At 56.2% G+C, this 24,898-nt stretch carries 19 protein-coding genes and 1 pseudogene; 13 read left to right on the top strand and 7 right to left on the bottom strand.

Going from position 1 to position 24,898, the window contains the following annotated elements:
- Positions 1 to 8: 8 nt before the first annotated feature.
- From CA832_RS01480 to CA832_RS01460, 5 genes are all read left to right on the top strand, one after another.
- Positions 9 to 1,814 (top strand): DUF4270 domain-containing protein, encoded by a 1,806-nt coding sequence (locus tag CA832_RS01480; protein ID WP_088339787.1) that lies wholly within the window; start codon positions 9 to 11, stop codon positions 1,812 to 1,814.
- A 114-nt stretch (positions 1,815 to 1,928) separates the two neighbouring features.
- Positions 1,929 to 3,776, top strand: a complete 1,848-nt coding sequence (gene glmS, locus CA832_RS01475; RefSeq protein WP_088339786.1) for a glutamine--fructose-6-phosphate transaminase (isomerizing) — start codon at positions 1,929 to 1,931, stop codon at positions 3,774 to 3,776.
- A gap of 252 nt (positions 3,777 to 4,028) precedes the next feature.
- Positions 4,029 to 6,779: a TonB-dependent receptor gene (locus tag CA832_RS01470; RefSeq protein WP_088340719.1), complete on the top strand. Its 2,751-nt coding sequence runs from the start codon at positions 4,029 to 4,031 to the stop codon at positions 6,777 to 6,779.
- Positions 6,780 to 7,092: 313 nt separating this feature from the next.
- Complete coding sequence (gene atpD, locus CA832_RS01465; RefSeq protein WP_088339785.1) at positions 7,093 to 8,601, top strand: F0F1 ATP synthase subunit beta; 1,509 nt, start codon at positions 7,093 to 7,095, stop codon at positions 8,599 to 8,601.
- A gap of 33 nt (positions 8,602 to 8,634) precedes the next feature.
- Positions 8,635 to 8,913 carry a F0F1 ATP synthase subunit epsilon gene (locus CA832_RS01460; RefSeq protein ID WP_088339784.1) on the top strand — a complete coding sequence of 93 codons (279 nt, stop codon included), beginning with the start codon at positions 8,635 to 8,637 and terminating at the stop codon, positions 8,911 to 8,913.
- Between the two features lie 45 nt (positions 8,914 to 8,958).
- Here CA832_RS01460 and CA832_RS01455 read toward each other — a convergent pair whose 3' ends face one another.
- Complete coding sequence (locus CA832_RS01455) at positions 8,959 to 9,495, bottom strand: GNAT family N-acetyltransferase (protein WP_088339783.1); 537 nt, start codon at positions 9,493 to 9,495, stop codon at positions 8,959 to 8,961.
- A gap of 60 nt (positions 9,496 to 9,555) precedes the next feature.
- Between CA832_RS01455 and CA832_RS01450 the strand changes: the two genes are divergently transcribed.
- Genes CA832_RS01450 through bioD form a run of 3 tightly spaced genes read left to right on the top strand, consistent with a single transcriptional unit; the run spans position 9,556 to position 11,703 of the window.
- Positions 9,556 to 10,707, top strand: coding sequence for an aminotransferase class I/II-fold pyridoxal phosphate-dependent enzyme (locus CA832_RS01450; RefSeq protein WP_233131696.1), 1,152 nt, complete (start codon positions 9,556 to 9,558; stop codon positions 10,705 to 10,707).
- Positions 10,697 to 11,083 carry a putative signal transducing protein gene (locus CA832_RS01445; protein WP_088339782.1) on the top strand — a complete coding sequence of 129 codons (387 nt, stop codon included), beginning with the start codon at positions 10,697 to 10,699 and terminating at the stop codon, positions 11,081 to 11,083. The genes CA832_RS01450 and CA832_RS01445 overlap by 11 nt, the downstream gene beginning before the upstream one ends.
- Positions 11,080 to 11,703 (top strand): dethiobiotin synthase, encoded by a 624-nt coding sequence (gene bioD, locus CA832_RS01440; protein WP_088339781.1) that lies wholly within the window; start codon positions 11,080 to 11,082, stop codon positions 11,701 to 11,703. The genes CA832_RS01445 and bioD overlap by 4 nt, the downstream gene beginning before the upstream one ends.
- On the opposite strand, the gene CA832_RS01435 is transcribed toward bioD, so the two are convergent.
- The gene (locus CA832_RS01435; protein WP_233131694.1) at positions 11,683 to 13,176 is read right to left on the bottom strand and encodes an ArnT family glycosyltransferase; all 1,494 of its coding nucleotides are present in this window, start codon (positions 13,174 to 13,176) and stop codon (positions 11,683 to 11,685) included. The genes bioD and CA832_RS01435 overlap by 21 nt on opposite strands.
- Positions 13,177 to 13,213: 37 nt before the next feature.
- On the opposite strand from CA832_RS01435, the gene bioA reads away from it, so the two are divergent.
- On the top strand, positions 13,214 to 14,527 hold the full coding sequence (gene bioA, locus CA832_RS01430; protein WP_233131693.1) for an adenosylmethionine--8-amino-7-oxononanoate transaminase: 1,314 nt from the start codon (positions 13,214 to 13,216) through the stop codon (positions 14,525 to 14,527).
- On the opposite strand, the gene CA832_RS01425 is transcribed toward bioA, so the two are convergent.
- The gene (locus tag CA832_RS01425; protein ID WP_088339778.1) at positions 14,506 to 15,279 is read right to left on the bottom strand and encodes a glycosyltransferase; all 774 of its coding nucleotides are present in this window, start codon (positions 15,277 to 15,279) and stop codon (positions 14,506 to 14,508) included. The two genes, bioA and CA832_RS01425, sit on opposite strands and share 22 nt — an antisense overlap.
- A 114-nt stretch (positions 15,280 to 15,393) precedes the next feature.
- Between CA832_RS01425 and CA832_RS01420 the strand changes: the two genes are divergently transcribed.
- The 3 genes from CA832_RS01420 to CA832_RS01410 all read left to right on the top strand — a co-directional run bounded on the left by CA832_RS01420 (position 15,394) and on the right by CA832_RS01410 (position 18,618).
- Positions 15,394 to 16,545 (top strand): beta-ketoacyl synthase N-terminal-like domain-containing protein, encoded by a 1,152-nt coding sequence (locus tag CA832_RS01420; RefSeq protein ID WP_088339777.1) that lies wholly within the window; start codon positions 15,394 to 15,396, stop codon positions 16,543 to 16,545.
- 64 nt (positions 16,546 to 16,609) lie between these two features.
- Positions 16,610 to 17,689: a biotin synthase BioB gene (bioB, locus tag CA832_RS01415; protein ID WP_088339776.1), complete on the top strand. Its 1,080-nt coding sequence runs from the start codon at positions 16,610 to 16,612 to the stop codon at positions 17,687 to 17,689.
- 68 nt (positions 17,690 to 17,757) lie between these two features.
- Entirely contained in the window at positions 17,758 to 18,618 is an 861-nt protein-coding gene (locus CA832_RS01410; protein ID WP_088339775.1) for a cupin-like domain-containing protein, read from the top strand.
- On the opposite strand, the gene CA832_RS01405 is transcribed toward CA832_RS01410, so the two are convergent.
- The 4 genes and pseudogenes from CA832_RS01405 to CA832_RS01390 form a co-directional block, all read right to left on the bottom strand.
- The gene (locus tag CA832_RS01405) at positions 18,615 to 19,100 is read right to left on the bottom strand and encodes a regulatory protein RecX (RefSeq protein ID WP_088339774.1); all 486 of its coding nucleotides are present in this window, start codon (positions 19,098 to 19,100) and stop codon (positions 18,615 to 18,617) included. The genes CA832_RS01410 and CA832_RS01405 overlap by 4 nt on opposite strands.
- Positions 19,097 to 21,502 carry an alpha-L-rhamnosidase-related protein gene (locus CA832_RS01400; RefSeq protein ID WP_088339773.1) on the bottom strand — a complete coding sequence of 802 codons (2,406 nt, stop codon included), beginning with the start codon at positions 21,500 to 21,502 and terminating at the stop codon, positions 19,097 to 19,099. The genes CA832_RS01405 and CA832_RS01400 overlap by 4 nt, the downstream gene beginning before the upstream one ends.
- Before the next feature lie 114 nt (positions 21,503 to 21,616).
- Positions 21,617 to 23,170 carry an Rne/Rng family ribonuclease gene (locus tag CA832_RS01395; RefSeq protein ID WP_088339772.1) on the bottom strand — a complete coding sequence of 518 codons (1,554 nt, stop codon included), beginning with the start codon at positions 23,168 to 23,170 and terminating at the stop codon, positions 21,617 to 21,619.
- Between the two features lie 255 nt (positions 23,171 to 23,425).
- A pseudogene (locus CA832_RS01390) lies at positions 23,426 to 23,719 on the bottom strand (HU family DNA-binding protein); the annotation flags it as partial.
- 118 nt (positions 23,720 to 23,837) lie between these two features.
- Here CA832_RS01390 and mutY point away from each other — a divergent pair.
- The gene (gene mutY, locus CA832_RS01385) at positions 23,838 to 24,887 is read left to right on the top strand and encodes an A/G-specific adenine glycosylase (RefSeq protein ID WP_088339770.1); all 1,050 of its coding nucleotides are present in this window, start codon (positions 23,838 to 23,840) and stop codon (positions 24,885 to 24,887) included.
- Positions 24,888 to 24,898: the final 11 nt, after the last annotated feature.

The following is a 24,898-nucleotide window of genomic DNA, read 5'->3' as shown; positions in this document are numbered from 1 at the left end:
TAGCGGATATGAAGCGACTGTTGTTCTCCGTAGTTGCGGGGTTGTGTTTGATTGCCGGTGCGGTATCCTGCGAAGAAGATCCGCTTACCCTCGGTCAGGGCGTCATCGGCGGGAAGCCCTTTGGCACAGGGAAGGCCACTTACGAGGTCTTTGCCTACAACAGAAAAATCGATGCCGTACCCACCAACCGCCTCCCCGTATACCAGTTAGGGGTGTTCAACGACCCGGTTTACGGGCCTACCGAGGGCCGCATTACGGCACAGCTGAGCCTTTCCACCGGTCAGAATCCGACCTTTGGGGTTTATTCCCAGTTCCGGGAGGATACCGATGCCAATGCCATAGTGGAGAACGAACGGGTTACTTCCGTGAAGCTATACCTCCCTTATTTCTTCGACAATGGTGCAGACTCTGACCTGGACGGGGTTATCGATGCCGAAGAACCCGGTTTTGAGGACGACCCCAACAACGATTCGGACAATGACGGCCTCACCAATAACCAGGAACGCGTTGGGGGCACGGACCCGCTTAACCCCGACACCGACAACGACGGCCTTCTGGACGGGGAGGACCCCCAGACCGCCAACAACATTTTTCCCATTACGCGGGATTTGGACAGTATTTACGGCAACCGGGAACAGACCTTCACCCTCAAGGTGGAGCGCTCCACGTATTTCCTGAGCGAACTGGACCCCGGCTCCGGATTTTCGGAGGCCCAACCCAATTATTCCAATCTTCAGATCGCCCCGGATTTTGTCGATGAGGTGCTCTTTGAGGGGCCGGTAACGATTTCCAACCAGGAGATCCTCACCTTCGAGGAAGACGACCCGGATACCGAGGAGGACGAATCCCAGACCGTTGTGGACGACCGGAGGGCGCCTGGCATCCTGGTGGAACTGGACCCCGACTTCTTCCAGGAAAACTTCCTGGACCTGGAAGGGCAGCTGGAGTTGCTGAGCAATGCCAATTTCCAGAACTTCCTGCGCGGGATACACCTTTCCATCACCCCGGCGGCCGGGGAGGAAATGATGCTTCTGCTGGACCTGACCCAGGCCCGCGTTACCGTGGAATACGATTACGACACCACCTCGGATGAGGGGGTGGCCTCTTCCCAGTACGAACTTTTACTGCTTACCGGAGGCGGGACCCAGGAAATCCTGGGGAATGCCCTGAATACGCTCAATAGCGATCCCTACCCGGCATCCGTATCGGAGCAGATCAGCACCGGGCAGAATGCCTCGCGGATTTATCTCAAGGGGGGTAGCGGCACTTATGCGGAACTGGACCTTTTCGACCAGCTGGGAGGCGGGGAGATTATCAACCAGATCAAACAGGAGAACTGGATTATCAACGCGGCATACCTCACCTTTTACGTAGACCAGGAAGCCATGCCCGTGGGCAGGGACGAACCCCCCAGGCTCTATGTCTACAACGCCGAGACCAACCAGCCCTTGTACAACTTGCTTACGGAGACCAACACGGCCAACGACCCCTTCGGGGCCTTTCTGAATTACGACGGTTTCCTGCAGAAGGACGGACCGGTTGGTGAAAAGTATACCGTGAACATTACCGAGCACATCAATAACATCGTAATCCGGGATTCGGTCAACGCCCGCCTGGGCCTGATGACCACCCCGGACCTCAGGCTGGCAGGAGCGGAAGGCGCTCTGGTCTCCGATGGCGAAGGCCCTGAGAAGGAACTCCCGATCAGCAGTGCGCTTAGCCCGCTGGGGACCGTTCTGGTGGGCAGCAATGTAGACCCCTCAGACCCGAGGCGGTTGCAGCTGGAGATATACTACACCGTTATTGACCCCTGAATATACCAGACACAGAGATTTTTCGTTATTCAACAGGTAGAATCAGGTGCTGCGGTTTCTTGTAGTACCTTTATCTGGACAATCGACCCATTTTTGAATTCCATTTTTTGAGTTATGTGCGGAATAGTAGGATATATCGGGAACCGCAACGCGTACCCAATCATTATCAAGGGCTTACAGCGTTTGGAATACCGGGGGTATGACAGTGCCGGCGTAGCGCTCTACGACGACGGCAATATCAATGTTTCCAGGACTCCGGGGAAGGTGGATGACCTCAGGGCCATCGCTGCCAGCGAAATGACCCTGGACGGTACCCTTGGCATCGGGCATACCCGCTGGGCTACCCACGGGGAACCCAATAAGCGCAACGCCCACCCGCACCTTTCCAATTCCGGAGACCTTGTGATTATCCACAACGGGATTATCGAGAATTACGAATCCATCAAAAAAGAGCTTATCCAGCGTGGGTACGTCTTCCATTCCGATACGGACACCGAGGTCCTGGTCAACCTTATCGAGGAGGTTAAAAAGAAGGAAAACGTCAAGCTTGGGAAGGCGGTTCAGATTGCGCTTAACCAGGTCATCGGGGCTTATGCCATAGCGGTGTTCGACCGCACCAAACCCGATGAGATCGTAGTGGCCAAGCTGGGCTCCCCCCTGGCCATCGGCATCGGCGAGGACGAGTTCTTTATCGCCTCGGATGCCTCCCCCTTTATCGAATACACCAATAATGCCGTATACCTCGAAGACGAGGAGATGGCGATCATACGGCGGGGCAAGGAAATAAAGCTTCGCAAGATCAAGGACGACCGCGTGGCCTACCCCATGGTGCAGGAGTTGCAACTGAACCTGGAGGCTATCGAGAAAAACGGCTTCGAGCACTTTATGCTCAAGGAGATTTACGAGCAGCCCCACGCCATCAGGGACACCTTCCGGGGTCGTCTCAGGGCAGACCAGGGCCTGGTAAAAATGGCTGGCGTGGACCAGCACCTGGAGCGTTTCCGCAATGCCAACCGCATCATTATTGTGGCCTGTGGCACCTCATGGCATGCAGGCCTTGTGGCCGAATATATCTTCGAGGACCTTGCCCGTATCCCTGTCGAGGTAGAGTACGCCTCCGAGTTCCGCTACCGAAACCCGGTGATTACGGATAAGGATGTGGTCATAGCCATTTCCCAGTCGGGGGAAACGGCAGATACCCTGGCTGCGATCAAATTGGCGAAATCCCATGGGGCCTTCGTTTTCGGGGTCTGCAATGTGGTGGGTTCTTCCATTGCCCGGGAAACCGATGCCGGGGCCTACACCCATGCGGGACCGGAAATCGGGGTGGCGTCTACCAAGGCCTTTACCACCCAGATTACCGTTCTTACCCTCCTGGCACTCAAGCTCGCCAAGGAGGCGGGAACCATATCGGAATCCCATTTCCGCAACATGCTAACCGAAATCGAGGCCATTCCCGGAAAGGTGGAACGCGTGCTGGAGTCCAACCCGGAGGTAGAACATATCGCCCGTGCCTATAAAGACTCCACAAACTGCCTGTACCTGGGGCGCGGGTATAACTTCCCCGTAGCCCTGGAAGGTGCGCTCAAGCTGAAGGAAATCAGCTATATCCACGCCGAAGGATATCCTGCGGCCGAGATGAAACACGGCCCTATTGCCCTCATAGACGAACACATGCCCGTCTTTGTGATTGCCACCCGCAAAGGCCACTACGAAAAGGTGGTCAGCAATATCCAGGAGATCAAGTCCAGGAAGGGTAAAATCATCGCCGTGGTCACCGAGGGTGACGAGCAGGTACGGGAACTGGCGGACCACGTGGTGGAAATCCCGGAAACCTCGGAATGCCTCTCCCCCTTGCTGACAACCATTCCCCTACAGCTGTTGTCTTACCACATCGCCGTCATGCGCGGATGCAATGTGGACCAGCCGCGCAACCTGGCAAAATCGGTTACGGTAGAGTAGTCCCGGTCACTTCCGCAATAGCTGTACTCCCAGGCTGCGGCTCCGGCCATCGTTTGTGGGCCTGGGTAGGCCATTTCTGACGGGACCCCCGAAGCCACTGCAACCCCCTGTTTTTGAAGAATTCACAATATCCCGGTCGGAAAAATCCGAACCCAGGTATTATGCATGCATCATTTTATGGAATTATGATTCTGCATCTGAAAAAATTGGTATCTTGCCCTACGACCGAATAACGCAAACTAAGCCATGCAAATGAGATCACTACTACTTTCTATGATGCTCCTGTTAGGCGCAGGGGCATTTGCGCAAACCACCATTTCGGGTACCGTTACGGATGCGAATGGAGAGCCGGTCCCGGGGGCGAATATCGTCATCGTGGGGAAGGCTGTCGGGGCCACTGCGGATTTTGACGGGAATTTCACCCTGGAGACTTCCGAGACTCCTCCCTTCCAACTCCGCGTTACCAGTATCGGATATGCTGAAACCCTTGTGGAGGTTGCCTCCAGCGGGCAATCCTTCAGCATTGTCCTGAACGAGGCACAGACCTTCCTGGACGAAGTGGTAATATCCGCATCCCGTACCCCGGAACGGATCTTCGAATCGCCGGTATCGGTAGAGCGCTTTGGCCTCAAAGAAATCCAGTCTACCTCGGCTCCTTCCTTTTATGAAGGGCTTCAGAACCTCAAGGGGGTAGACATCAACACCAACAGTCTTACGTTCAACTCCATCAACACCCGTGGTTTTGCCACCTTCGCCAATACGCGCTTTATGCAGCTGGTAGACGGAATGGACAATACGGCCCCGGGTCTCAACTTCGTGTTGGGTAACCTGGTGGGGATGTCGGAGTTGGAAGTACAGAGCGTGGAAATCCTGCCGGGAGCATCCTCCGCCCTCTATGGGGCTGGGGCCTTCAACGGGATCCTGTTTATGAACAGCAAGAACCCCTTCGATTACCAGGGCATCAGCGCGTACTTCAAAACCGGATACACCTCCCAGGAGGCCGCCGGGGACAACCAGTATTACGATATCGGGATCCGTGCTGCCCATGCCTTTTCAGACAAACTCGCGGTGAAGGCCAATTTCTCCTTCCTGCAGGGGGAAGACTGGCATGCCACGAGCGAACTGGACCTGCTCAACCCGGGTGCAGACCGCTCCAACCCCGCCTACGACGGCCTGAATGTCTATGGGGATGAGGTAAGCACGGTGCTGAATTTCGACGCCCTTGCAGGGTTGCCCTCCGGGACCGTAGGTTCTGCCACGGTTTCCCGTACGGGGTATCAGGAGCGGGAGCTCACCAACTACAACGCCCAGAGTGTCAAAACCGATTTCTCGGTGTACTACCGCCCATGGGCCAACGATTTTGAAATCATCTACAACGGACGTGTGGGTCGCGGGAATACCATTTACCAGGGTGCCAACCGCTACTCCATCCAGAATTTCATCCTGCAACAACACCGCATCGAAGTCCGCAACAACAACTTCTTTGTGAGGGGATATATCACCTCGGAAAATGCCGGGGATTCCTACGACACCCGCTTTGCAGCCATCAACATCAACCGCAGCTGGAAATCGGATACACAATGGTTTACCGATTATGCCCAGACCTATATCGGCGCCCGCCTGGGGGTTGGTACAGGCCAGCAACTGGATGAGGCAACGGCCCATGCCCTGGCCCGCCAGGCAGCCGACACCGGCCGACTGGTTCCCGGGACACCGGGCTTCCAAAGGGCTTTCAACCGGGTAACCTCCGATGGAGACCTTACCACCGGGGCGAAGTTCATCGACAACACCAAGTTCCGCCATGTGGATGCCAACTACAATTTCAGCCACCTCACTTCAGAGGTAGCCGATATCCAGATTGGGGGCTCCTTCCGCGAGTACGAACTGAATTCCAGCGGGACCATCTTTACGGATTTTGACGGTCCTATTACCTACAAAGAGTACGGGGCCTACCTGCAAGTTCAGAAAAAATTGCTGGATGAGCGCCTGAAATTCACCGGCTCTGTCCGTTACGACAAGAACGAGTTCTTCGATGGGTTCTTCTCACCCAGGCTTTCCCTCCTGGGGATTTTCGGCGAGAAGCGCAACCACAACCTGCGCGTTTCCGTGCAGCAAGGTTTCCGCAACCCGACCACCCAGGACCTGTTTATCGGCCTGAATGCAGGCCGTGCCATCCTGGTGGGCGCAGCCCCGGATAACCTCGACCGGGACGTGCGCACCTTCGACCTGAGCACCAACGGCCAGGCCCTTACGGGCAATGCCACGGCACAAGTGGTGGGCCGGGCGGCATACGAGAATGCCTTCTCCCTGGCATCTGTTCAGACCGGTGCTCCCCAGGCTGTGGAAACGCCTTTGGTACAGCCGGAGGAAATCACGGCCTTCGAAGCCGGTTACCGCGCCCAGTTCGGGAAGGTAGCCATCGACATTAGCGGGTACTTCAACCAGTACACCAACTTTATTTCCAACAGCACCGTGGTGGTTCCCTTCTACGGACAGGCCGGAGACGGAGCCCTTTCCCTGCTGGCCCTTCAGAACGGGGATTTCTTTGCCTACCAGACCTACACCAACTCTCCGGTGGATATCGAATCTTACGGAATTACGGCTGGGGTAGACGCCAAGATCCTGGGGAACTTCGATATTGGGGTGAACTACACCTACGCCGAGCAGGATTTTGACCAGGCGGCTTTCCCGGATTTCCGGACCAGCTTCAACACCCCTAACCACAAGGTGAAGGCTTCTTTCGGAAATACCGAGCTCTTCAAGAACTTCGGGTTCAACGTGAACTACCGCTGGAGCGATTCCTACCTGTGGCAGAATACCTTTGCCGACGGGATTATCGATTCCTATAGCGTTCTGGATGCCCAGATCAACTATTCTGCACCCTCCATCAAGTCTGTATTCAAGGCCGGGGGCTCCAACATCCTTGGGGATGAGTACTTCTCAGCCGTGGGTACAGGTGCCGTAGGTTCCATCTTCTACGTATCCTGGACCATCAACCCCTAACGGGAGATACCAACAAACTAAAAGCGCCGGGTTTCCGGCGCTTTTTTTTTGATTGCACTCCCGCAATTCCCGGCCGATCGCATATTAGCGCGGGCTGCCGCCAGGCCTGCTTTGTCAGCAGGGCATAAGAGCTGCCGCTGCTTCGGGTTTGCAGCACAACCCGGGTCAAATCTGCAGATTTCGACCTTTGTCAAAAAAGTCGGAATAAGTTCTTTAAAATCACAAGTATCCGTTCCTTTTTAGAAGGGAAAACCCTATCTTTGCAGCCGAAAAAACAGAGCCCATTTTTCATTAGAAGCTTAAAAACGATATAATGGCAAATCAAGCAGGCAAAATTTCCCAGATCATCGGACCGGTAATCGACGTGGTATTCCCTTCCGGATCCGAACTCCCCAAAATTTACGATTCTATGGAGGTTAAGCGCGAAGACGGTTCCGTGTTGGTACTGGAAGTGCAATCCCATATCGGTGAAAACGCCGTTCGCTCCATCTCCATGGACTCTACCGACGGTTTGAGTCGGGGGACTGAGGTAACCGCCACAGGTGCCGCCATCCAAATGCCTATTGGCGAGGAGGTTTACGGACGCCTGTTCAACGTAATCGGAGATGCCATCGACGGTTTGGGCAACCTGCCCAAGGCTGGGGACAATGGCCTTCCCATCCACAGGGAAGCCCCTAAATTCGAAGACCTTTCCACCTCCACCGAAGTACTCTTTACCGGGATTAAGGTGATCGACCTGATTGAGCCTTATGCCAAGGGGGGTAAGATCGGCCTTTTCGGAGGTGCCGGGGTTGGGAAAACGGTACTGATCCAGGAGCTGATCAACAACATTGCAAAAGGACACGGCGGTCTTTCCGTATTTGCCGGGGTTGGCGAACGCACCCGGGAAGGAAACGACCTGCTGCGCGAAATGCTGGAATCTGGGATTATCAAATACGGGGAAGACTTCCTGCACTCCATGGAGGAAGGCGGTTGGGACCTGAGCAAAGTAGATAAGAAGGCTATGAAGGAGTCCAAAGCCACCTTTGTCTTCGGCCAGATGAACGAACCCCCCGGAGCCCGTGCCCGTGTGGCGCTTTCCGGACTCACCATTGCCGAGTACTTCCGCGACGGTGCCGGAGACGGCCAGGGCAAGGACGTTCTGTTCTTCGTGGACAACATCTTCCGCTTTACCCAGGCAGGTTCCGAAGTATCGGCCCTTCTGGGGCGTATGCCTTCTGCGGTGGGGTACCAGCCTACCCTGGCTACCGAAATGGGGGCCATGCAGGAGCGGATCACCTCTACCAAACGCGGTTCCATTACCTCTGTACAAGCGGTTTACGTACCTGCGGATGACCTTACTGACCCGGCGCCTGCAACCACCTTTGCCCACCTGGACGCCACCACTGTACTTTCCCGGAAAATTGCCGAGCTTGGAATCTACCCGGCGGTGGACCCGCTGGATTCCACTTCCCGGATCCTTACCGAGGACATCCTGGGGAAAGAGCACTACGGCTGCGCCCAGCGAGTAAAAGAGCTGCTGCAACGCTACAAGGAGCTGCAGGATATTATCGCCATCCTCGGGATGGAGGAACTCTCCGAAGAGGACAAACTTGCGGTAGCCCGCGCCCGCCGCGTGCAGCGTTTCCTGTCCCAGCCCTTCCACGTGGCCGAACAGTTTACAGGTATCCCCGGGGTATTTGTAGACATCAAGGACACCATTAAAGGATTCAATATGATCATGGACGGCGAGCTGGATCACCTGCCCGAGTCTGCGTTCAACCTGAAAGGGACCATTGAGGAGGCTATCGAAGCCGGTGAGAAAATGCTTGCCGAGGCGTAATAACCCGGAGCTATTTCAGAAATCAGCAGTATGATGTACTTAGAGATTGTTTCGCCCGAAGCCACCTTGTTCTCAGGGGAAGTTACCTCGGTAACCGTTCCCGGGATCAATGGGGAATTCCAGATGCTCAAAGACCACGCACCCATCGTATCCCTCCTGCAGGCAGGGTGGGTGAAGTTCGACGGGAACTTTGAAATTGACGAGGATTATGCCGGCTATTTCAAGAAATCCCCGGACGGTAAAACGGCCCTGGAGATCAATAGCGGGACCATCGAACTGAAGCATAACAAGGTTATCGTCCTGGCGGATTAACCCGCTGCTTAAACCCATCAAGACCCCGGCCCGGCCGGGGTTTTTTTATGGCCGGATAATAACCTGCCAGGTCGTGTTGTCTTCCGTGTGAGTATCCAGGAGCCGGAAGCCGATCGCGAGGTGGGCTTCCATGGACCGCAGGTTATCAGCGGCTACTTCGGTAATGATGGGCAGGGGCTGGCATTGCTGCTGCAGGCTGGCATACAAAGCCCTGAAATGCCCTTGCCTCCTGGCTTTTTTCGCAATGCAAATCTGCCCCATAATCCGGTAGTCCTGGGAAGAATCTAACAGCTGGCGGATACGCTCAAACATGGGAGCCAGAGCCGGTACTTCCTGCTGCAGGGCAGGGTGCAGGCAGAGGGCGTACCCAATTACCTCCTTCTCTTGTACGGCTACCATTTGCGGGCAGGCCTCCTGCATGCGCCTTAGCAGGGGCAAGGAATGCCGGAGGGTTACAAAGCCTTCGGACCTGCATTCGCCAGGGGTCAGGCCACCCCGGAGATTGGCTTTCTGGAGGGAGAGGATTTGCCGGAGTTCTTCCGGCCCCCTGGCCGGGCGGTACGTCGTTTCCGGTTCTGGCATAACAGTGCAGTTCGCTATCCCAATATAGCGCAATCATGGTGGATGTGCTACTTTTGCGCTATGGATCAGTTCCCCGAAAAACTCAGGGCCATGCTGAACAGGCGTCGGGAAGAAGACAGCCTCAGGACCCTTTCCGCCCCCTCGGACCTGGCAGACTTTTCTTCCAACGATTACCTGGGCCTGGCACAGCTGCCCCCGGCCCCCGAAGTTGGGGCTTCGGGGAGTGCCGGATCGCGCCTGATCCGCGGAAACCACCAGGGCTATCCCGAAGCCGAAGCCGTGGTGGCCCGGTTCCACCAAGCGGAAAGTGCACTGGTGTATACCTCGGGATACGACGCTAACCTGGGGCTCCTCTCGAGCGTAGCCCTCCGGTCGGATGTCCTTTTTTACGATGCCCTTTCCCATGCCAGCATCCGCGACGGAGTCCGCCTGAGCCAGGCGCGCTCCTTTTCCTTCGAACACAATAATATCCCGGCTCTGGAAAAAAGGTATCGGCAGGTTTTCAGGCAGGGGAGGCCCGAGGGGTGCGAGGTATATGTCGTTTCGGAAAGCGTATTTTCCATGGAAGGCGACCTGGCCCCTGTGGAAGCCCTGCTGGAGTTCTGCCGTTCCTATAAGTGCAGGCTGATCCTGGATGAGGCCCATGCGGTAGGAGTCCTGGGGCCCGGCGGGCGGGGCCTGGCGTCAAATCTGGGTACAGAGGGGGAACTCTTTGCCCGGGTAGTGACCTTTGGCAAGGCCCTGGGTTGCCACGGGGCGGCAGTGCTGGGAGGGTCTTCCTTAAGGGAATATCTGGTGAATTTCAGCCGCAGCCTTATCTATACCACGGCCCTCCCGCCTGGGAGCCTTGCGCAGATCGGCAGGGCATATGCTCTTTTGGAATCCATGGAGGGCCAGAAGCGTATGGAAGCCCTCCAGGCCAATATCCGCACCATGGCCCTCGGGATAGAGGCGGCGGGGTTACAGAAACGGTTTACAGGAGGCGCTTCGGCCGTGTTTGGTTTTACCGTTGGGGGCAACCGGCCTACGCGGCGCCTGGCCCGGGAGATGGCGGGCAGAGGGTTCGACATCAGGCCCATCCTGTCGCCCACCGTACCCACGGGGCGGGAATGCCTCCGGATTTGCCTGCACAGCTATAACACCCCGGCAGAAATCCAAGAGGTTTTGCGTATTTTGGAAACACGAGTAAACCAATCGGCAAATGAACAGTAAGTTTTGTGTAATTGGCGCGTTCGACTACCTGACCGATGCCGAGCTCCTGCGGACCCGCCTGGAGGCCGAGGGTATCGAGGTCTTCCTGAAGGATGCCAACGTCATGCAGGCGGAACCCTTTATCTCATCTGCAATAGGGGGGGTGAAGGTCATGGTCCCCCTGGCGGACCGGGAGCGGGCCGAGGCCATTTACAATCAGGTCCGGGGCTATGCTGTGGACAATGCAGGAAACCTGTTGGTTTGCCCCAATTGCAAGGCGAAGCGGATGGAGAGGTTTTACAAGCGGGACCGCTTGTGGTTTAGGTTGTTCCCCTTCCTGGAACCGGCCAAATACAAGTGCCTGCAATGCGGGATGATAACGCGCCAGCAACCATGAAAACCCTCTTTGTAACTGGTATTTCCACAGAGGTGGGAAAGACCGTGGCAGCTGCCATTTTGGTCGAAGCCCTGGGGGCAGATTACTGGAAACCGGTTCAGGCCGGGGACCTGGATCATTCCGACAGCCATAAGGTGGCCGGGCTGGTACGGCACCCGGACAGTGTGATCCACCCCAATGCCTATGCCCTGAATACCCCCATGAGCCCCCATGCGGCAGCGGAGATAGACGGGCTTCGGATAGCACTCGATGCCATTCGGCCGCCGGAAACGGGAAATACCCTTGTAATTGAAGGGGCGGGGGGGCTGCTGGTACCCCTCAACGATTCGGATACCATTGCGGAACTCATCCGGCCTGAATACAGGGTGGTAGTGGTATCCCGGCATTACCTGGGGAGCATCAACCACACCCTGTTAACCGTAGAGGCCCTCCGTAGCAGGGGCATTCGTCCTGCGCTGCTTTTCAATGGGGAAGAGCACCCCTCTACAGAATCCATTATCCAGAAGCGTACGGGGTGTCCCGTTCTGGGCCGTATTCGCCCCCTGGACCCGGTAAATCCGGAAACGGTCCGGGAGGAGGCCCTGCGGCTGCGGCCTGCCCTACTCTCCTGGCTTTCGTGAATGCACTACGGCCTGGTCTACCACCTCCATGATTTCGTATTGAGTTTCCAGGACGTTTTCCATATAGGCGTTCTCCTCCACGTGGCTTTTGTCGAAAATACGCCGGTTCAGGCGCGTGACTACTATGGGGGGGCGGACACTATCCATCAGAAAATGTAATTCCTCCATGGCGGTAGCCCTGGGGGCATTGTAGTAGGGGAACATTTCGTCCTTGCAGAGGTTGCTGGGGTGGGTGGCCGCTTTGGAAGGGGGGTACCGGTCCAGTACCCAGTAGCCAATGTGGTATTCCAGAAAGAGGATGTTTTCGGTGTTTGCACCGGCTTTCCTGAGGTAGTCCGGCACACTGTAGCCCTCCCCGTTAAACCAGGTGCCTCGCGCCATCCGGTACCGAATGATATGGACGTATTCCAGGTAGCTTTCCACGGGGAGCAGCAGGGCCAGCCCCAGGACGGCTCGCAGGACCCACTTCTGAGGTTTGTACGCCTGCAGCAAAGCGGCCAGTAATACCAGCAGGGGCGGGTAGACCTGTATGAGGTAATGGGAATTGACACGCCCGGCCTTCAGGAAGGAAAGCACAACTCCCAACACCACCAGGGCCATCACGGCCAGGCCAGGGTCCGACCACGACAGGCGGCGGGAGGCAAAGGCCCAGATCAGGAAGGCAGCCAGCAGGCCGTTAAACCCCAACAGGGCAAACAGGGAGGAGCCCTTGCCTTCTGTATACCCCAGGGGGGCAAGGATTACCGAATCCCACCAAAGGGATGCCTGGTCGGTCCAGAGGTAAGGGAGCAGCGTGGCCCCCACCACGAGGATCCCGGGCAGCACCAGGGCAAGGCTGCGGCCAAGTATTGAAGGTATGGGGTTGTTGCGCCACCAATACACCAAAAGCCACAGGCCGGTGCCCAGCAAGGCAAAGGCAATGTTGATCTTGATCATAAGGGCCACCCCGAACAGGGTTCCGGCCAGGAGGTAATCTCCCATGCCCCGTTCCCGTACCAGGAAATAACACCCGGCCATAAGGCTGCCCATAAGCAGGTGTTCGGACATCACCCCCTGTATACTCCCGAAGAGACTGAGCAGATAGATGCAGAGTCCCCCGGCAACCAGGGCCTGCCGCCCGGGAGCATATTTCAGGGCCAGTTTGTACACGAACCAGGCGGTAAGGGCAACCACCAGGGCGCCTATAAGCCGCAGTACGAGCATGTTTTTACCAAACAGGGCAATGACCCCGGTGTAGAACAAAAAGGTCAGGGGAGGCTTTACGTCCCACAAAAAGGTATAGGGGAGGTGTCCGTCCACCCAGGCCTGGCCCATCAGGATAAAGGTGCTTTCATCCCGGTCCACATAGTCCCGGAAAAAGAAGGGCAGGCGCAGGAGAACACTCACAAGGGTGTAGAGGGCAAGGACCCGGCCAGGGGTCAGCATCCCCAGGGCCCCCAGTTGGTTTTCCTGCCTACCGGCGACTTTTTTCACCATGGATTTTTTCGGTATTTTCCCATCTTTGCAAGATATGAAAAGGTCCGAATCTGCCGGGAAGGCCCCCATGGAAAATCTGAGCGAACGAGACAGCAGGCATATCTGGCACCCCCTGACCCAGCATAAGCACCACCCCCATGCCCTGCCCATAGAAAGGGCCAGCGGGGCCTACCTCTACGACACCTCCGGGAAGGCCTATATAGACGGGATTTCTTCCTGGTATACATGTATTTACGGCCATTGCCACCCCTATATCACCGGTCGGGTTGCGGCCCGTATGCAACAGCTGGACCAGGTGGTTTTCGCCGGCCTTACACACCAGCCGGCGGTTTCCCTGGCCGAATCGCTTATTGAGATACTGCCCGATAATCAGGAAAAGGTGTTCTTCTCGGACAACGGTTCCACCGCGGTGGAGGTGGCCCTGAAAATGGCCCTACAATACCATTTTAACCAGGGGCGAAAAAAGGACCTCCTGCTGGCCTTTGAATCCGGGTTTCATGGCGATACTTTCGGGGCGCTCTCCGTCTCGGGCCTTTCGGTATACAACGGACCCTTCGACGGCATGGCCCTCGAGGTCTTCCGCATCCCCCCTCCCGTGGAGGCCGATCCGCAGCAGACCCTGGCACAGCTGGGCAAGTGGGTCGATACAGGGCGGGTAGCGGCCTTTATCTATGAACCCCTGGTGCAGGGGGCGGCCGCCATGAAAACCCACCACCCGGAAGGCCTGGACCGGATTCTCGGATTCTTGCGCACCCGGGGGGTATTGCTTGTTGCCGATGAGGTGATGACCGGATTCGGGAAGACCGGCACCTGTTTTGCCTCGGAACAGCTCCGGGTGAAGCCAGACCTGATATGCCTTTCCAAAGCCCTCTCTGCCGGGCTGCTGCCTCTGGCCGTTACCACCTGTACCCAGGAGGTTTACGATGCCTTTTATGCCGATGAGGTGGCCAAGGGCTTTTTCCATGGTCATACCTATACCGCTAACCCCCTGGCCTGCGAGGCCGCGCTGGCGGCACTGGAACTCTATCAGTCTTCTGAAATCCAGGATGGCCTGAAACGGGTAATGGAAAGCCACCGGGAATTTGCCGCCCGCATGGAAGGCCACCCCATGGTAGCGGAGATTCGCCATATAGGGGCCATCCTGGCCCTTGACATCCGCATCGGCGCAGAGCGCTATGGCGATTTAAGGCAGCAACTCTATCAGCGCGGGTTGGAAAACGGCGTTTACCTGAGGCCGCTGGGCCGGACCCTTTATACCCTGCCCCCGTATGTCATTTCTCAGGAGGCGCTGGGGCAGATTTACAGCACCATGGAATCACTGCTGGATTACTGTTCCGGTTTGGGCTGATTCCTCCAGGGCTTCATAGCGCGCCGGTGCCGCGTACCTATCCTGAGCAGGTCCCACCAAAGGCGGAACCCGTAGGTAATCCGGACCTTGGATTCCCCCTGGTCGATCCATCGGCGGACCGGGATTTCCCGCATCAGGGCTTCCCCTTTTTCCGGCCCATATTCAGACAAGATCCGGCTGAAAAGCTCCACATCGAAGAGCCAGCGGGAAACAAAGGGTTCCCCGAACAGTAGGGGCGCCAGCTCCGAGCGGAAAACCTTACACCCGCATTGGGTGTCGTAGACCTTCAGGTTCAGGATATTGGATATAGCCGTGGCTATGACCCGCCCGACGAAAAACCGCATAAAGGTGCGCTCAATTTCAGAGCCGACAATAAGAATCCGGGAGGCAAAAAGGAAGCTTTTTTCCTCCAGGGACGGGAGGTAGGAGTAGCACTCCTCCAGAGAGGTAGCCAGGTCGGCGTCCAGATAGGCCAGGGCAGGGGCAAGGTTGTGTTGGTGGGCGTAGAGGACCCCATGCCGAACGGCACCTGCCTTTCCGGTGTTGGAGGGGTTGGTACATACGGCTACCTGCCCGGGGAATTCAGCCCGGAACCCTTCCAGCAATTCCGGGGTCCGGTCTGTGGAGGCATCGTCCACGAAACAGATAAAGGCGTCCGGGTGCTGACTTAAGAACCCCCTGAACCGATCGGGGTACAGGCGGCCGTACTCGTTGTAGCAGGGGATGACGATAGCCAGGGAAGGAGTAGACATAGGTGCCGGGGTGTTTCGGGACCCCACGGTAAAAATACGATTTTAACGATTCCCGCCCGGGGTATGGCCTCCCTCCCAAATGAAAACCCGTAGTTTTGCCAAAAATCGCTCCCGATGAAGATTTCCATCCGTTCCCTGGCCTCGCTGAGCGCTTTGGGCGATGAGCAGGATGCCTCCCGGTTTTATTCGGATCCGCAGTCCCGGTTAACCCTTAGGGAATCCGGCGGGCAAAGGTGGTGGGCCGGGGCAATCCCGGAGCCCCTCAAGGAGCAGCTGCGGGCCTCCCTGGAATCCTATGGCCGCCTGGACGACACTGTTTTGTACGCCCTATGGGTTTCCCGAAAGGCGTTGCAGGCCGCCCGCTGGGCGCCGGATATGCGCATAGGGGTTAACCTGGGGTCCTCGCGCGGGGCTACCGGCCTGTGGGAAAGCCACCATGGGGAACTGCTTCGCTCCGGATCAGTAAACAGCCATGCCTCCCCCAGTACCACCCTGGGCAATATCGCTTCCTGGGTAGCCCACGACCTAGGGACCCTTGGCCCGGCCATTTCCCATTCCATCACCTGTTCCACGGCCCTGCACGCCCTGCTGAACGGATGCGCCTGGATCCGTTCCGGGATGGCCGACGGCTTTTTGGTTGGGGGGGCCGAGGCCCCGCTGACCGATTTTACCTTTAAACAAATGGCGGCCCTTAAGATTTACAGCCAGGAGGCTGCGCCTTATCCCTGCCGTGCCCTGGACCCCCGGAAGGAATCCAACACCATGGTCCTGGGGGAAGGCGCCGGGGTGGTGGCCCTGGAAGGGGGCGCCCATGAAGATGCCCTGGCCGTGATAGCGGGGGTTGGGTACGCCACGGAGCCGCTAACCCATGCCGTCTCGCTGTCTGCCGATGCCGGTTGCCTGCAACGCTCCATGACCATGGCCCTTGGAGAAACCATGCCATCTGATGTGGACGCCATTGTGCTGCATGCCCCGGGAACGCGCCTGGGGGACCGGGCAGAGCTCCGTGCGGTGGAACAGGTATTCCGGGGGGCTATGCCTGCCCTGACCTCCAACAAATGGAAAATTGGGCATACCCTTGGCGCCTCCGGCCTTTTAAGCCTGGAGCTTGCCCTTTATATGCTGGAGCGGCAGGAAATCCCGGCTTTGCCCTACCTGGGCCAGGAGGCTGAGTCCCGGCCCATCCGGCGTGTAATGGTCAATGCCGTGGGCTTTGGCGGCAATGCGGTGAGTGTACTGTTGGAGCGCCCCGGGGAAGGGCACTAAATTGGGGATTGTGCATTCTCCTGCAATGGCCTATTTTTGAAGTAGATCATCAAAGAACGAATCTATGAGTGATATCCGTAATGACTGGACCCGGGAGGAAATCCTGGACGTGTACAACCTTCCGATCATGGAGCTGCTCTACCGGGCGGCCTCCGTTCACCGGAAGTATCACGACCCGAACACGGTACAGGTATCTACCCTGTTGTCTATCAAGACGGGAGGCTGCCCTGAAGATTGCGGCTACTGCCCTCAGGCGGCCCGGTACCACACCGATATAGAAGGCAACGACCTGATGAGTGTTTCCCAGGTAAAGGCCCAGGCATTGCGCGCCAAGGCCTCCGGCAGCTCCCGCGTATGCATGGGCGCTGCATGGCGGAATGTGAAGGACGGCCCGGAGTTTGACCAGGTGCTCGAGATGGTGCGGACCATTAACAAACTGGACATGGAAGTCTGCTGCACCCTGGGCATGCTGACCGAAAACCAGGCCCGCAGACTGGCCGAGGCCGGCCTTTATGCCTATAATCACAACCTGGACACATCTGAGGATTACTACAAGGACGTGATTTCCACACGGGCCTACCAGGACCGGTTGGAAACCATCGGCAATGTCCGGAAGACCAATGTGACGGTCTGCAGCGGTGGGATTATCGGGATGGGAGAGGCCGCAGAAGACCGGGCCGGGATGCTGGTAGCGCTCAGTACCCTTAGTCCGCAGCCGGAATCTGTGCCCATCAATGCCCTGGTAGCCGTGCCGGGCACCCCTATGGAAGAGATGGAGCCCGTTTCCATCTGGGAAATGGTCCGGATGGTAGCCACTACCCGAATCGTTATGCCCCAGACCCAGGTGCGCCTCTCGGCAGGCCGCACCGGGATGACGCGGGAAGGACAGGCCCTCTGCTTCTTTGCCGGGGCCAATAGTATCTTTGCCGGAGACAAACTCCTGACCACTCCCAACCCGGATGTAAACGAGGATATGGAGATGTTTCGCGAGTTAGGGCTAACCCCCCAGCAGCCCTTTGCCAAGAAGGCCCAGCCGGAAACGGTCGAAGCCGGGGCCTCCCAGTGGGAAGCCCTGGGCGAGAAGCCGCGCTGGAGCCGCCCGGGACACAAGATCCCCCGCAACGAACGCGCCAGGGGGAAGTAGGCCGCACCACGCGAAATCCGCTTCCCGGCGCTTAGCGAAACGCAACGGACTTAAAAATCACCTGCCCCGTGTATTTACAAGATGTTCCAAGGGTCCCCCGTATTTCCAAAGAGGCGTTTCTGGAATCCTACTTCCGGAAGCAGCAACCCGTGGTTATCGAAGAGGCTATAGCGGATTGGCCGGCCTATTCCAAGTGGAACCTGGAGTATATGCGGAAGGTGGCCGGCGATAAGATCGTCCCGCTCTACGACGACCGGCCCGTGGACTACAACGACGGGTTTAACGAGCCCCATGCGAAAATGCGCATGTCCGAATACATCGATCTCCTGCTGAAGGAACCCACCCGCTACCGCATTTTCCTATGGAATATCCTCAAGGAAGTACCGGAGTTGCAGGCGGATTTCGAATACCCGGACTTCGGGTTGCGGCTTATGAAAAGCCTGCCCATGCTCTTTTTCGGGGGAAGAGATTCCTACACCTTCATGCACTACGATATAGACCTGGCCAATATCTTTCACTTCCACTTCGAAGGGGAGAAGGAATGCATCCTGTTTTCCCAGACCGAGAACCGGTATCTCTACAAGATCCCCCATTCACTCATCACCCACGAGTCTATAGACTTTGCTGCCCCAGACTTTGAAAAGTGGCCCGCCCTTCGGCATGTAAGCGGCTATCGCGCCCGGCTCAACCATGGGGAGGTCCTCTATATCCCGGAAGGGTACTGGCACTATATGCGGTATATAACCCCGGGGTTCTCCATGAGCCTCAGGGGCCTTGCGCGTAACCCCAGACACCTGAGCAAGGCGCTGTACAATATTTTTATCATGCGGCACTACGATAACCTCATGCGCCGAATCCGCGGTCAGCGCTGGATCGATTGGAAAAATGAGGAGGCCATTGTGCGGACCCACCGCAACCTCAAGGCCTAACCACCCGGGAAATGTTCCCGTAGTGCCCCGTAAATCCGGTCTTTTTCCCACCCCCGGTAATAGAGGTAATGAAAGAGTTTCTGCCGGGCTTTTTCCCGGTCCTCCTCTTTCAGGGTGTCGGCCTTCCGGGCTGCGACCTCCTGGAAACGGCGGGCGTACTCGTCTTCTGAAATAGCGTCCAGGCTCCGGGAAATCAGGTTTTCGGAAACCCCCTTGTTGCGCAGTTCAGCCGATAGGCGGAGGGGTCCCCAGCCTTTCTGCCGGAATTTCCCCCTGACGAAGGCCAGGGCAAAGCGCGTTTCGTTGAGGAATTCGTGCTGTATGAGGTGTACTACAATCTGGTCAATGGCTTCGGGAATCATCCGCATCCGCCGCAATTGTTCCACCACTTCGCTATGGCAGCGTTCCTGGTAGGCACAGTAGCGTTCCAGTTTGCGGGTGGCCTCTTCTACCGTATAGGCCTTATAGCCAAACCGGTTCATGGGAGGTATTCGAATTCGAGGATGCCTTCCTGGGAGGTAACCGTAAAGGTGCCCGGACCGGTTTCCTGCAGTTGTCCGCTTATAATTTCCAGACGGTCCGCCCCGGATGCCGGTACCGGCGAAATCAGGGTCCAACCCGGGTTGGATTGTTCCACACGAAGGTGAATCCGCCCATTGGCTTTTTTGGTATAGTGTACCGAAACGGAATTGCCTGCAATGCCCACGTGTTCCAGGCTGGCTGTATTCCAGGCGGTGGGCATTTGGGGGGCAATGCGGATTTCCTTCCGTGCGGCCATAGGAGAAATCCCGAAAAACTGCTCCACAATCGGGACTGCAAAGCTGTAGAGGTTCCACGCCTGGACTATCATGCCGTAATCCGGCGATACTTCGTACATACTCCCGGGCAGGGCATAGCTGAAACTGCGGGTCATTCTTTTCAAGTAGTCCAGGGCCATGTCCGGCCGACCGTAGTTGTTTTCGGCCACGGCCTGCACCCCGGTAGGGAGGGTCATCACCGCCCCGGTATAGGAGAAGACCTTGCTCCCCTGGAAAGAGCCTTCGTCCGTCCCCGCGCTTTCGTCCCGGTCTATCCCGGTAACAAACATGCCGAAGGGATTGGTGTATTTTCGGGCGGTTTCCAGGGCCCGGATGGCTTTGGCCGAATCCGCAATCCCCATTTCCATGGGGGTGTTCACCACCCAGTTATGGTGGACCACAAAGGGCCTGAGACCCTCCTGTGGGTTGGCCAGGATGGCCTTGCGCGTCTGTTCCAGCTCGGCCACTGCCCAGGGCTTGTTGAGGGTATCCGCCCGCACAATCGCATCTTCGATTAGATGCAACGCTTGCTGGTCCGTTCCCATAAAATCGGCATAGGACCCAAATTCTTCCGACCAGAATTCGTCATTGATTTTGCGGGCCAGTTCCATGGCCTTGGCCAGGTAGTCTTCCGAGGCCTGCGTATCCCCAAGTTCCCGTGCTATGAGGCTGGCATGCATAAAAGCCGCCTGGGTATAGGCGGCCACATCGATCATCTCGCTGTCCAGGCCGTGGATTTCCATCATCCCAAACCCATCCGGGAAACCGTTCGCGTTGGCGTCGTTGGTTTTCATCAGCCACGCCAGGCCTTTTTGAATTGTAGGGTAGTATTTTTTGAGGAACTCCTTGTCCCCATTCCACCGGTACACATGCCAGATGAGGGAGGCAAACTGAGGGGTCTCATTAATATTCCCGGGGTTAAAGACCGCCCCGTTGGTAGACATCTCATGGAGGATGCGCCCGTTCCCGTTTACGGCCCGGGAGACGCTGTCCAGCAGGTGGATGGTTTGGTAGACCACCTCGTCCTGCCCCACGGCCATATACCCCCTTAGCGCGTATTCGCTGTCCACCCCAAACCACCAGGGGTAATCAGGGATGCCGGCGGTAATGCCCGTCCCAATGCCCGGTACGGTCTGGATCATCCAGTCCGCATTGTATTTGAGCCATTCAAAAGTCTGCTGCAGGGCCGAATCCGGGATGGTCAGTTTGGAGCGTTCCGCCAGGGCCGCGTACCGGTCGCGTTTAGCGGCCAGATAAGTGTCGGCATTTGCCAACAAATCGGAATAGGTATTTTTGGCCGCTTCTTCGGAATGGGATGAGCCGACTATAACAAAGCGAAGAAATTCTGTTCCGCCCGGTTCAATTTCTATAGGATACATGAGTTCTGAAGATGTCCCATTGCCCCTGTAAAAAGGTTTTGATCCTCCTGTATCGGACGGGCCCCGCTCAGAACCGAACATTACCCACCAGGGGTTGTCCTTGTCCTTTACTACCCATGCCTTGTTTATGGAATCGTATTGCGCCAGGTCTTTTGCATCTGCCATCCCGGTTCGTTCTCCAAGCCAGGTAGGCCTCAAGTCGGAATGTCCGATAAAATCAAAATCGAATTTTAGTAGATTCTGCTTTTGATTCCGAAATTCAAATTCTACTACAACCCCTTCCATCCCATCAGGGGCAAACTGTAATCGGGAGACTTCAAGGCCTAGCGAATCCAGGGAAAAATCGTGCCGATTGGCCATGGGATAATTCGCGAAACGGGTTGCATTCTTTAAAATAACAGATGTATCACCAAAGTCTACCATGGCGCTAAACCCATCCATCAGCTTTATGGGATGCGCCCAGATGCCCCCCATCTCCCCTTTAATGTGCCACCCCAGTTCCGGGAAGCTGCCGTCTTGGTGGCCCACCATATAGGCACGGTCGCCCGGGGTAACAAAAGGGCTGGCCAGGTATTGGGGCCGCCCTTCCAGGAATGGGGTACCCGCCAGGGTCGCGGCCATGCCTTCCGGTTGTGTGGTGCCGGGTTGGCTGCAGCCGGCCAGGGTGAGAATTGCGGTTAGAAGTAGGAACGCATTGCGGGGATACATAACAAGAAGCATTTGTACGGTCTAAAATAAAGAATTCAGGCAGAAGGATGTGGCAGGATTCGTGCCGGAACCAGGGCAAAAAAAAACAGCCACCCGGTTGGGGGTGGCTGTTTCTTATTCTGAGACCAGGTCTTTTCCTTCTTTGTCCTGGAACCGGTATTCGAGATACGTGTACGCATCCCGCGGTTGTATTTTGACCCATTTCTTGTGTTCTAGGAACCACTTGGATCGGATAGAGGGAAACCCTTTGGTCAGGTATGCTGCAATAAACGGATGGGTATTCAGCACTATGTGCTTGATTTTTCCATTGCGTTTGACAATTTGCTCCAATTCGTGGTTGATCTTTTCAATCATCACGATGGGGGCTTCTACTTCCTGTCCGCTGCCGCTGGGGTTCTCTTCGGTGGTCTTGATATTGACCTCCGGCCGAACCCGCTGGCGGGTGATCTGGACGAGCCCGAATTTACTCGGGGGAAGGATTTTGTGCTTGGCCCGGTCGTCCTCCATCTCGTTTCTGAGATGGTTGAACAACTTTTTGCGGTGCTCCGGCCGCACCATGTCGATGAAGTCTATCACAATGATGCCGCCCATGTCTCTCAGACGCAGTTGGCGTGCGATTTCCGAAGCTGCCAGCAAATTCACTTCCAGGGCGGTGTCTTCCTGGTTTTTGGCCCGGGTGGAACGGTTCCCGCTGTTCACGTCTATGACGTGCAGCGCCTCTGTGTGTTCGATCACCAGGTAGGCGCCTTTGCTCATGGAGGCCGTCCGGCCAAAAGAGGTTTTGATCTGCCGCTCTATCCCGAATTTTTCAAAAATCGGGACGGAAGAGTTGTACAGTTTTACAATGGATTCCTTTTCCGGGGCAATTTCATGCAGATAGTCCTTGATCTGGTTGTAGAGCGTTTCATCGTCCACATGTATGCCGGTAAATGTATCATTGAATACATCGCGGATGATGGAAGATGCCCGGTTGAGTTCTACCAGGACCTTGGAAGGGGTAGACGCCCTGTTCAATTTTTTGCACATCGATACCCATTTGGATACCAGATTCTGCAGATCCTTGTCGAGTTCCGCAACTTTTTTGCCTTCTGCAACGGTGCGAATGATCACGCCAAACCCTTTGGGCTTGATGCTTTGGACCAATCGCTTGAGCCGGCTTTTTTCCTCTTTGCTCCCTATTTTCTGGGACACGGATACCCGGTCGGAGAAAGGGACCAGGATGAGGTAGCGCCCAGCTATGGAAATTTCAGAGCTGATGCGCGGGCCTTTGGTGGAAATCGGTTCTTTCACGATTTGCACCAACAGGGCCTGGTTCGGCTTGATAACATCTTTGATGCTACCGTTCTTGTCGATGTCTTTTTCGAAGGGAAAGTCCTTGAGCGTATAGTCCCGCATCCGGCCGGAACGGGCTCTCTTGAGAAATTTGAGAAGGCTTTGCAGTTGCGGGCCGAGGTCGTGGTAATGCAAAAAAGCATCTTTCTCGTACCCCACATCAACGAAGGCCGCATTCAGGCCGGAAACCGGCTTGCGTATTTTGGCCAGAAGCACATCTCCCACATTGAATTTGTGGTCGTTCTCGTCTTGGTGCAGCTCAATGAGTTTTCCATCCTTAAGAAGGGCAAAATCGACGGAATCGGTGTTGGATCTTACGATTAACTCTCTGTTCACCTGATTCGATTTTGCTTCACACCCGGCATGCGGGCATGAATGGATTAAACAATATATGTACAGGTTACTATCGTAAACCCGTCGAAATCCTACTTGAGAATTCCTATGTCAATGAACGTATAAAAGGAAAAAAAGTAGTGCGAAGACTACTTTTTCTTGTGGCGGTTCGCTCTTCTGCGCTTCTTGCGCTTGTGCGTTGCTACCTTATGTCTTTTTCGTTTTTTACCACTCGGCATAGCTCGTAATTAACGGTTATTATTTCACCTGCACGTTACTCTTAACTCCTTCCACAAAAACTTTGGCGGGTTTAAATGCAGGGATGTTATGAGCAGGTATCTTGATAGTAGTATTCTTAGAGATATTCCGTCCGGTTTTCTCGGCCCGGGTTTTGATGATGAAGCTACCAAAACCACGCAAATAGACATTGTCTCCATTCTCCAAGGATGCCTTTACCTCCTCCATAAAACTCTCCACGGTGGCTTGAACATCTCCCTTTTCCATTCCCAGTTTTTCTGAGATTTTCGATACGATATCTGCTTTGGTCATTGTATTATTATTATCTGTAGGTTTTCAGGGTTGCAAATATATAAATATTATTCAATCTTTTGGCTGCCCGGAGATTTTTAACTGCTTAAAAGCCTTAGTTTTGCAAGCCCATTGAAATCCCATGGATTTTTCCGCCATCCTCTTACAATGGTATGACACCCACAAGCGCGATTTGCCCTGGAGGGGCAGCCGGGACCCGTACGTGGTCTGGCTCTCCGAAATCATCCTCCAACAGACCCGTGTAGCCCAGGGCACCCCATATTTTCTGCGTTTCCTAAGCGCCTACCCCAGGGTAGAAGATCTGGCAGCTGCTTCTGAGGAGGAGGTTCTGAAACTCTGGCAGGGCCTGGGGTACTATTCCCGGGCGCGCAACCTCCACCAGACCGCCCGGGAGGTGGCCGGGGTGCACGGCGGCCGGTTCCCCAATACCTATAAAGCACTCCTTACCTTAAAAGGTATAGGGCCCTATACGGCTGCAGCCATCGCCTCTGTCTGCTTTGACGAGGTGGTGCCCGTGGTAGACGGGAACGTATTCCGCGTGTTAAGCCGGGTATTTGGGGTGGAGACCTATATCAATATCCCGGCCGGACAGCGGGAGTTCCGCGAACTGGCAGCAGCCCTTATCCGCAGTGACCGGCCCGGCGATTTCAACCAGGCCCTGATGGAATTCGGGGCCGTGCATTGCCAGCCCAAGGCCCCGGATTGTGACCGCTGTCCTTTCTCTTCAGCCTGTAAGGCCCTGGCCGGGGGCCGGGTCCTGCAGTTGCCCGCCAAACAGAAGGGCAAAGCAGCGCGCCAAAGGAGGCTGCACTACCTGGTGCCGTTGGGGCCGGACCTCGCCACCTTTTTGCACCGGCGGACCGGGCGGGGTATCTGGCAGGGCCTCTACCAGTTTCCCCTGCTGGAGTCTGAGGAAGACCCGGGGGAGGAGGATATCCGCCAGTGTCTGGAAGCCCACCTGGGCATGCCGCCGGGGCGTATGGATATCCGTTGCTTTAACCCGGAGCCCATCGTGCACAAATTGTCGCACCAGCACCTGATAACCACCTTCTGGATGGTGGGGCTCGAGGACCTGGGCAGCGTCGGGATCCCCTATAATGAGTGGGAGGCTTACCCGGTGCCGGTGTTGATATCCAAATTCATGGAAACAGTCAAAAATTCGTACTTTTGACCTTAATACAA

Origin of the sequence: Robiginitalea sediminis (genome assembly GCF_002198115.1) — a bacterium.
In the GTDB taxonomy this organism is placed as follows: domain Bacteria; phylum Bacteroidota; class Bacteroidia; order Flavobacteriales; family Flavobacteriaceae; genus Robiginitalea; species Robiginitalea sediminis.
Note: the sequence above shows the minus strand (reverse complement) of the source record. Positions and strands in the feature narration are given on the sequence as shown.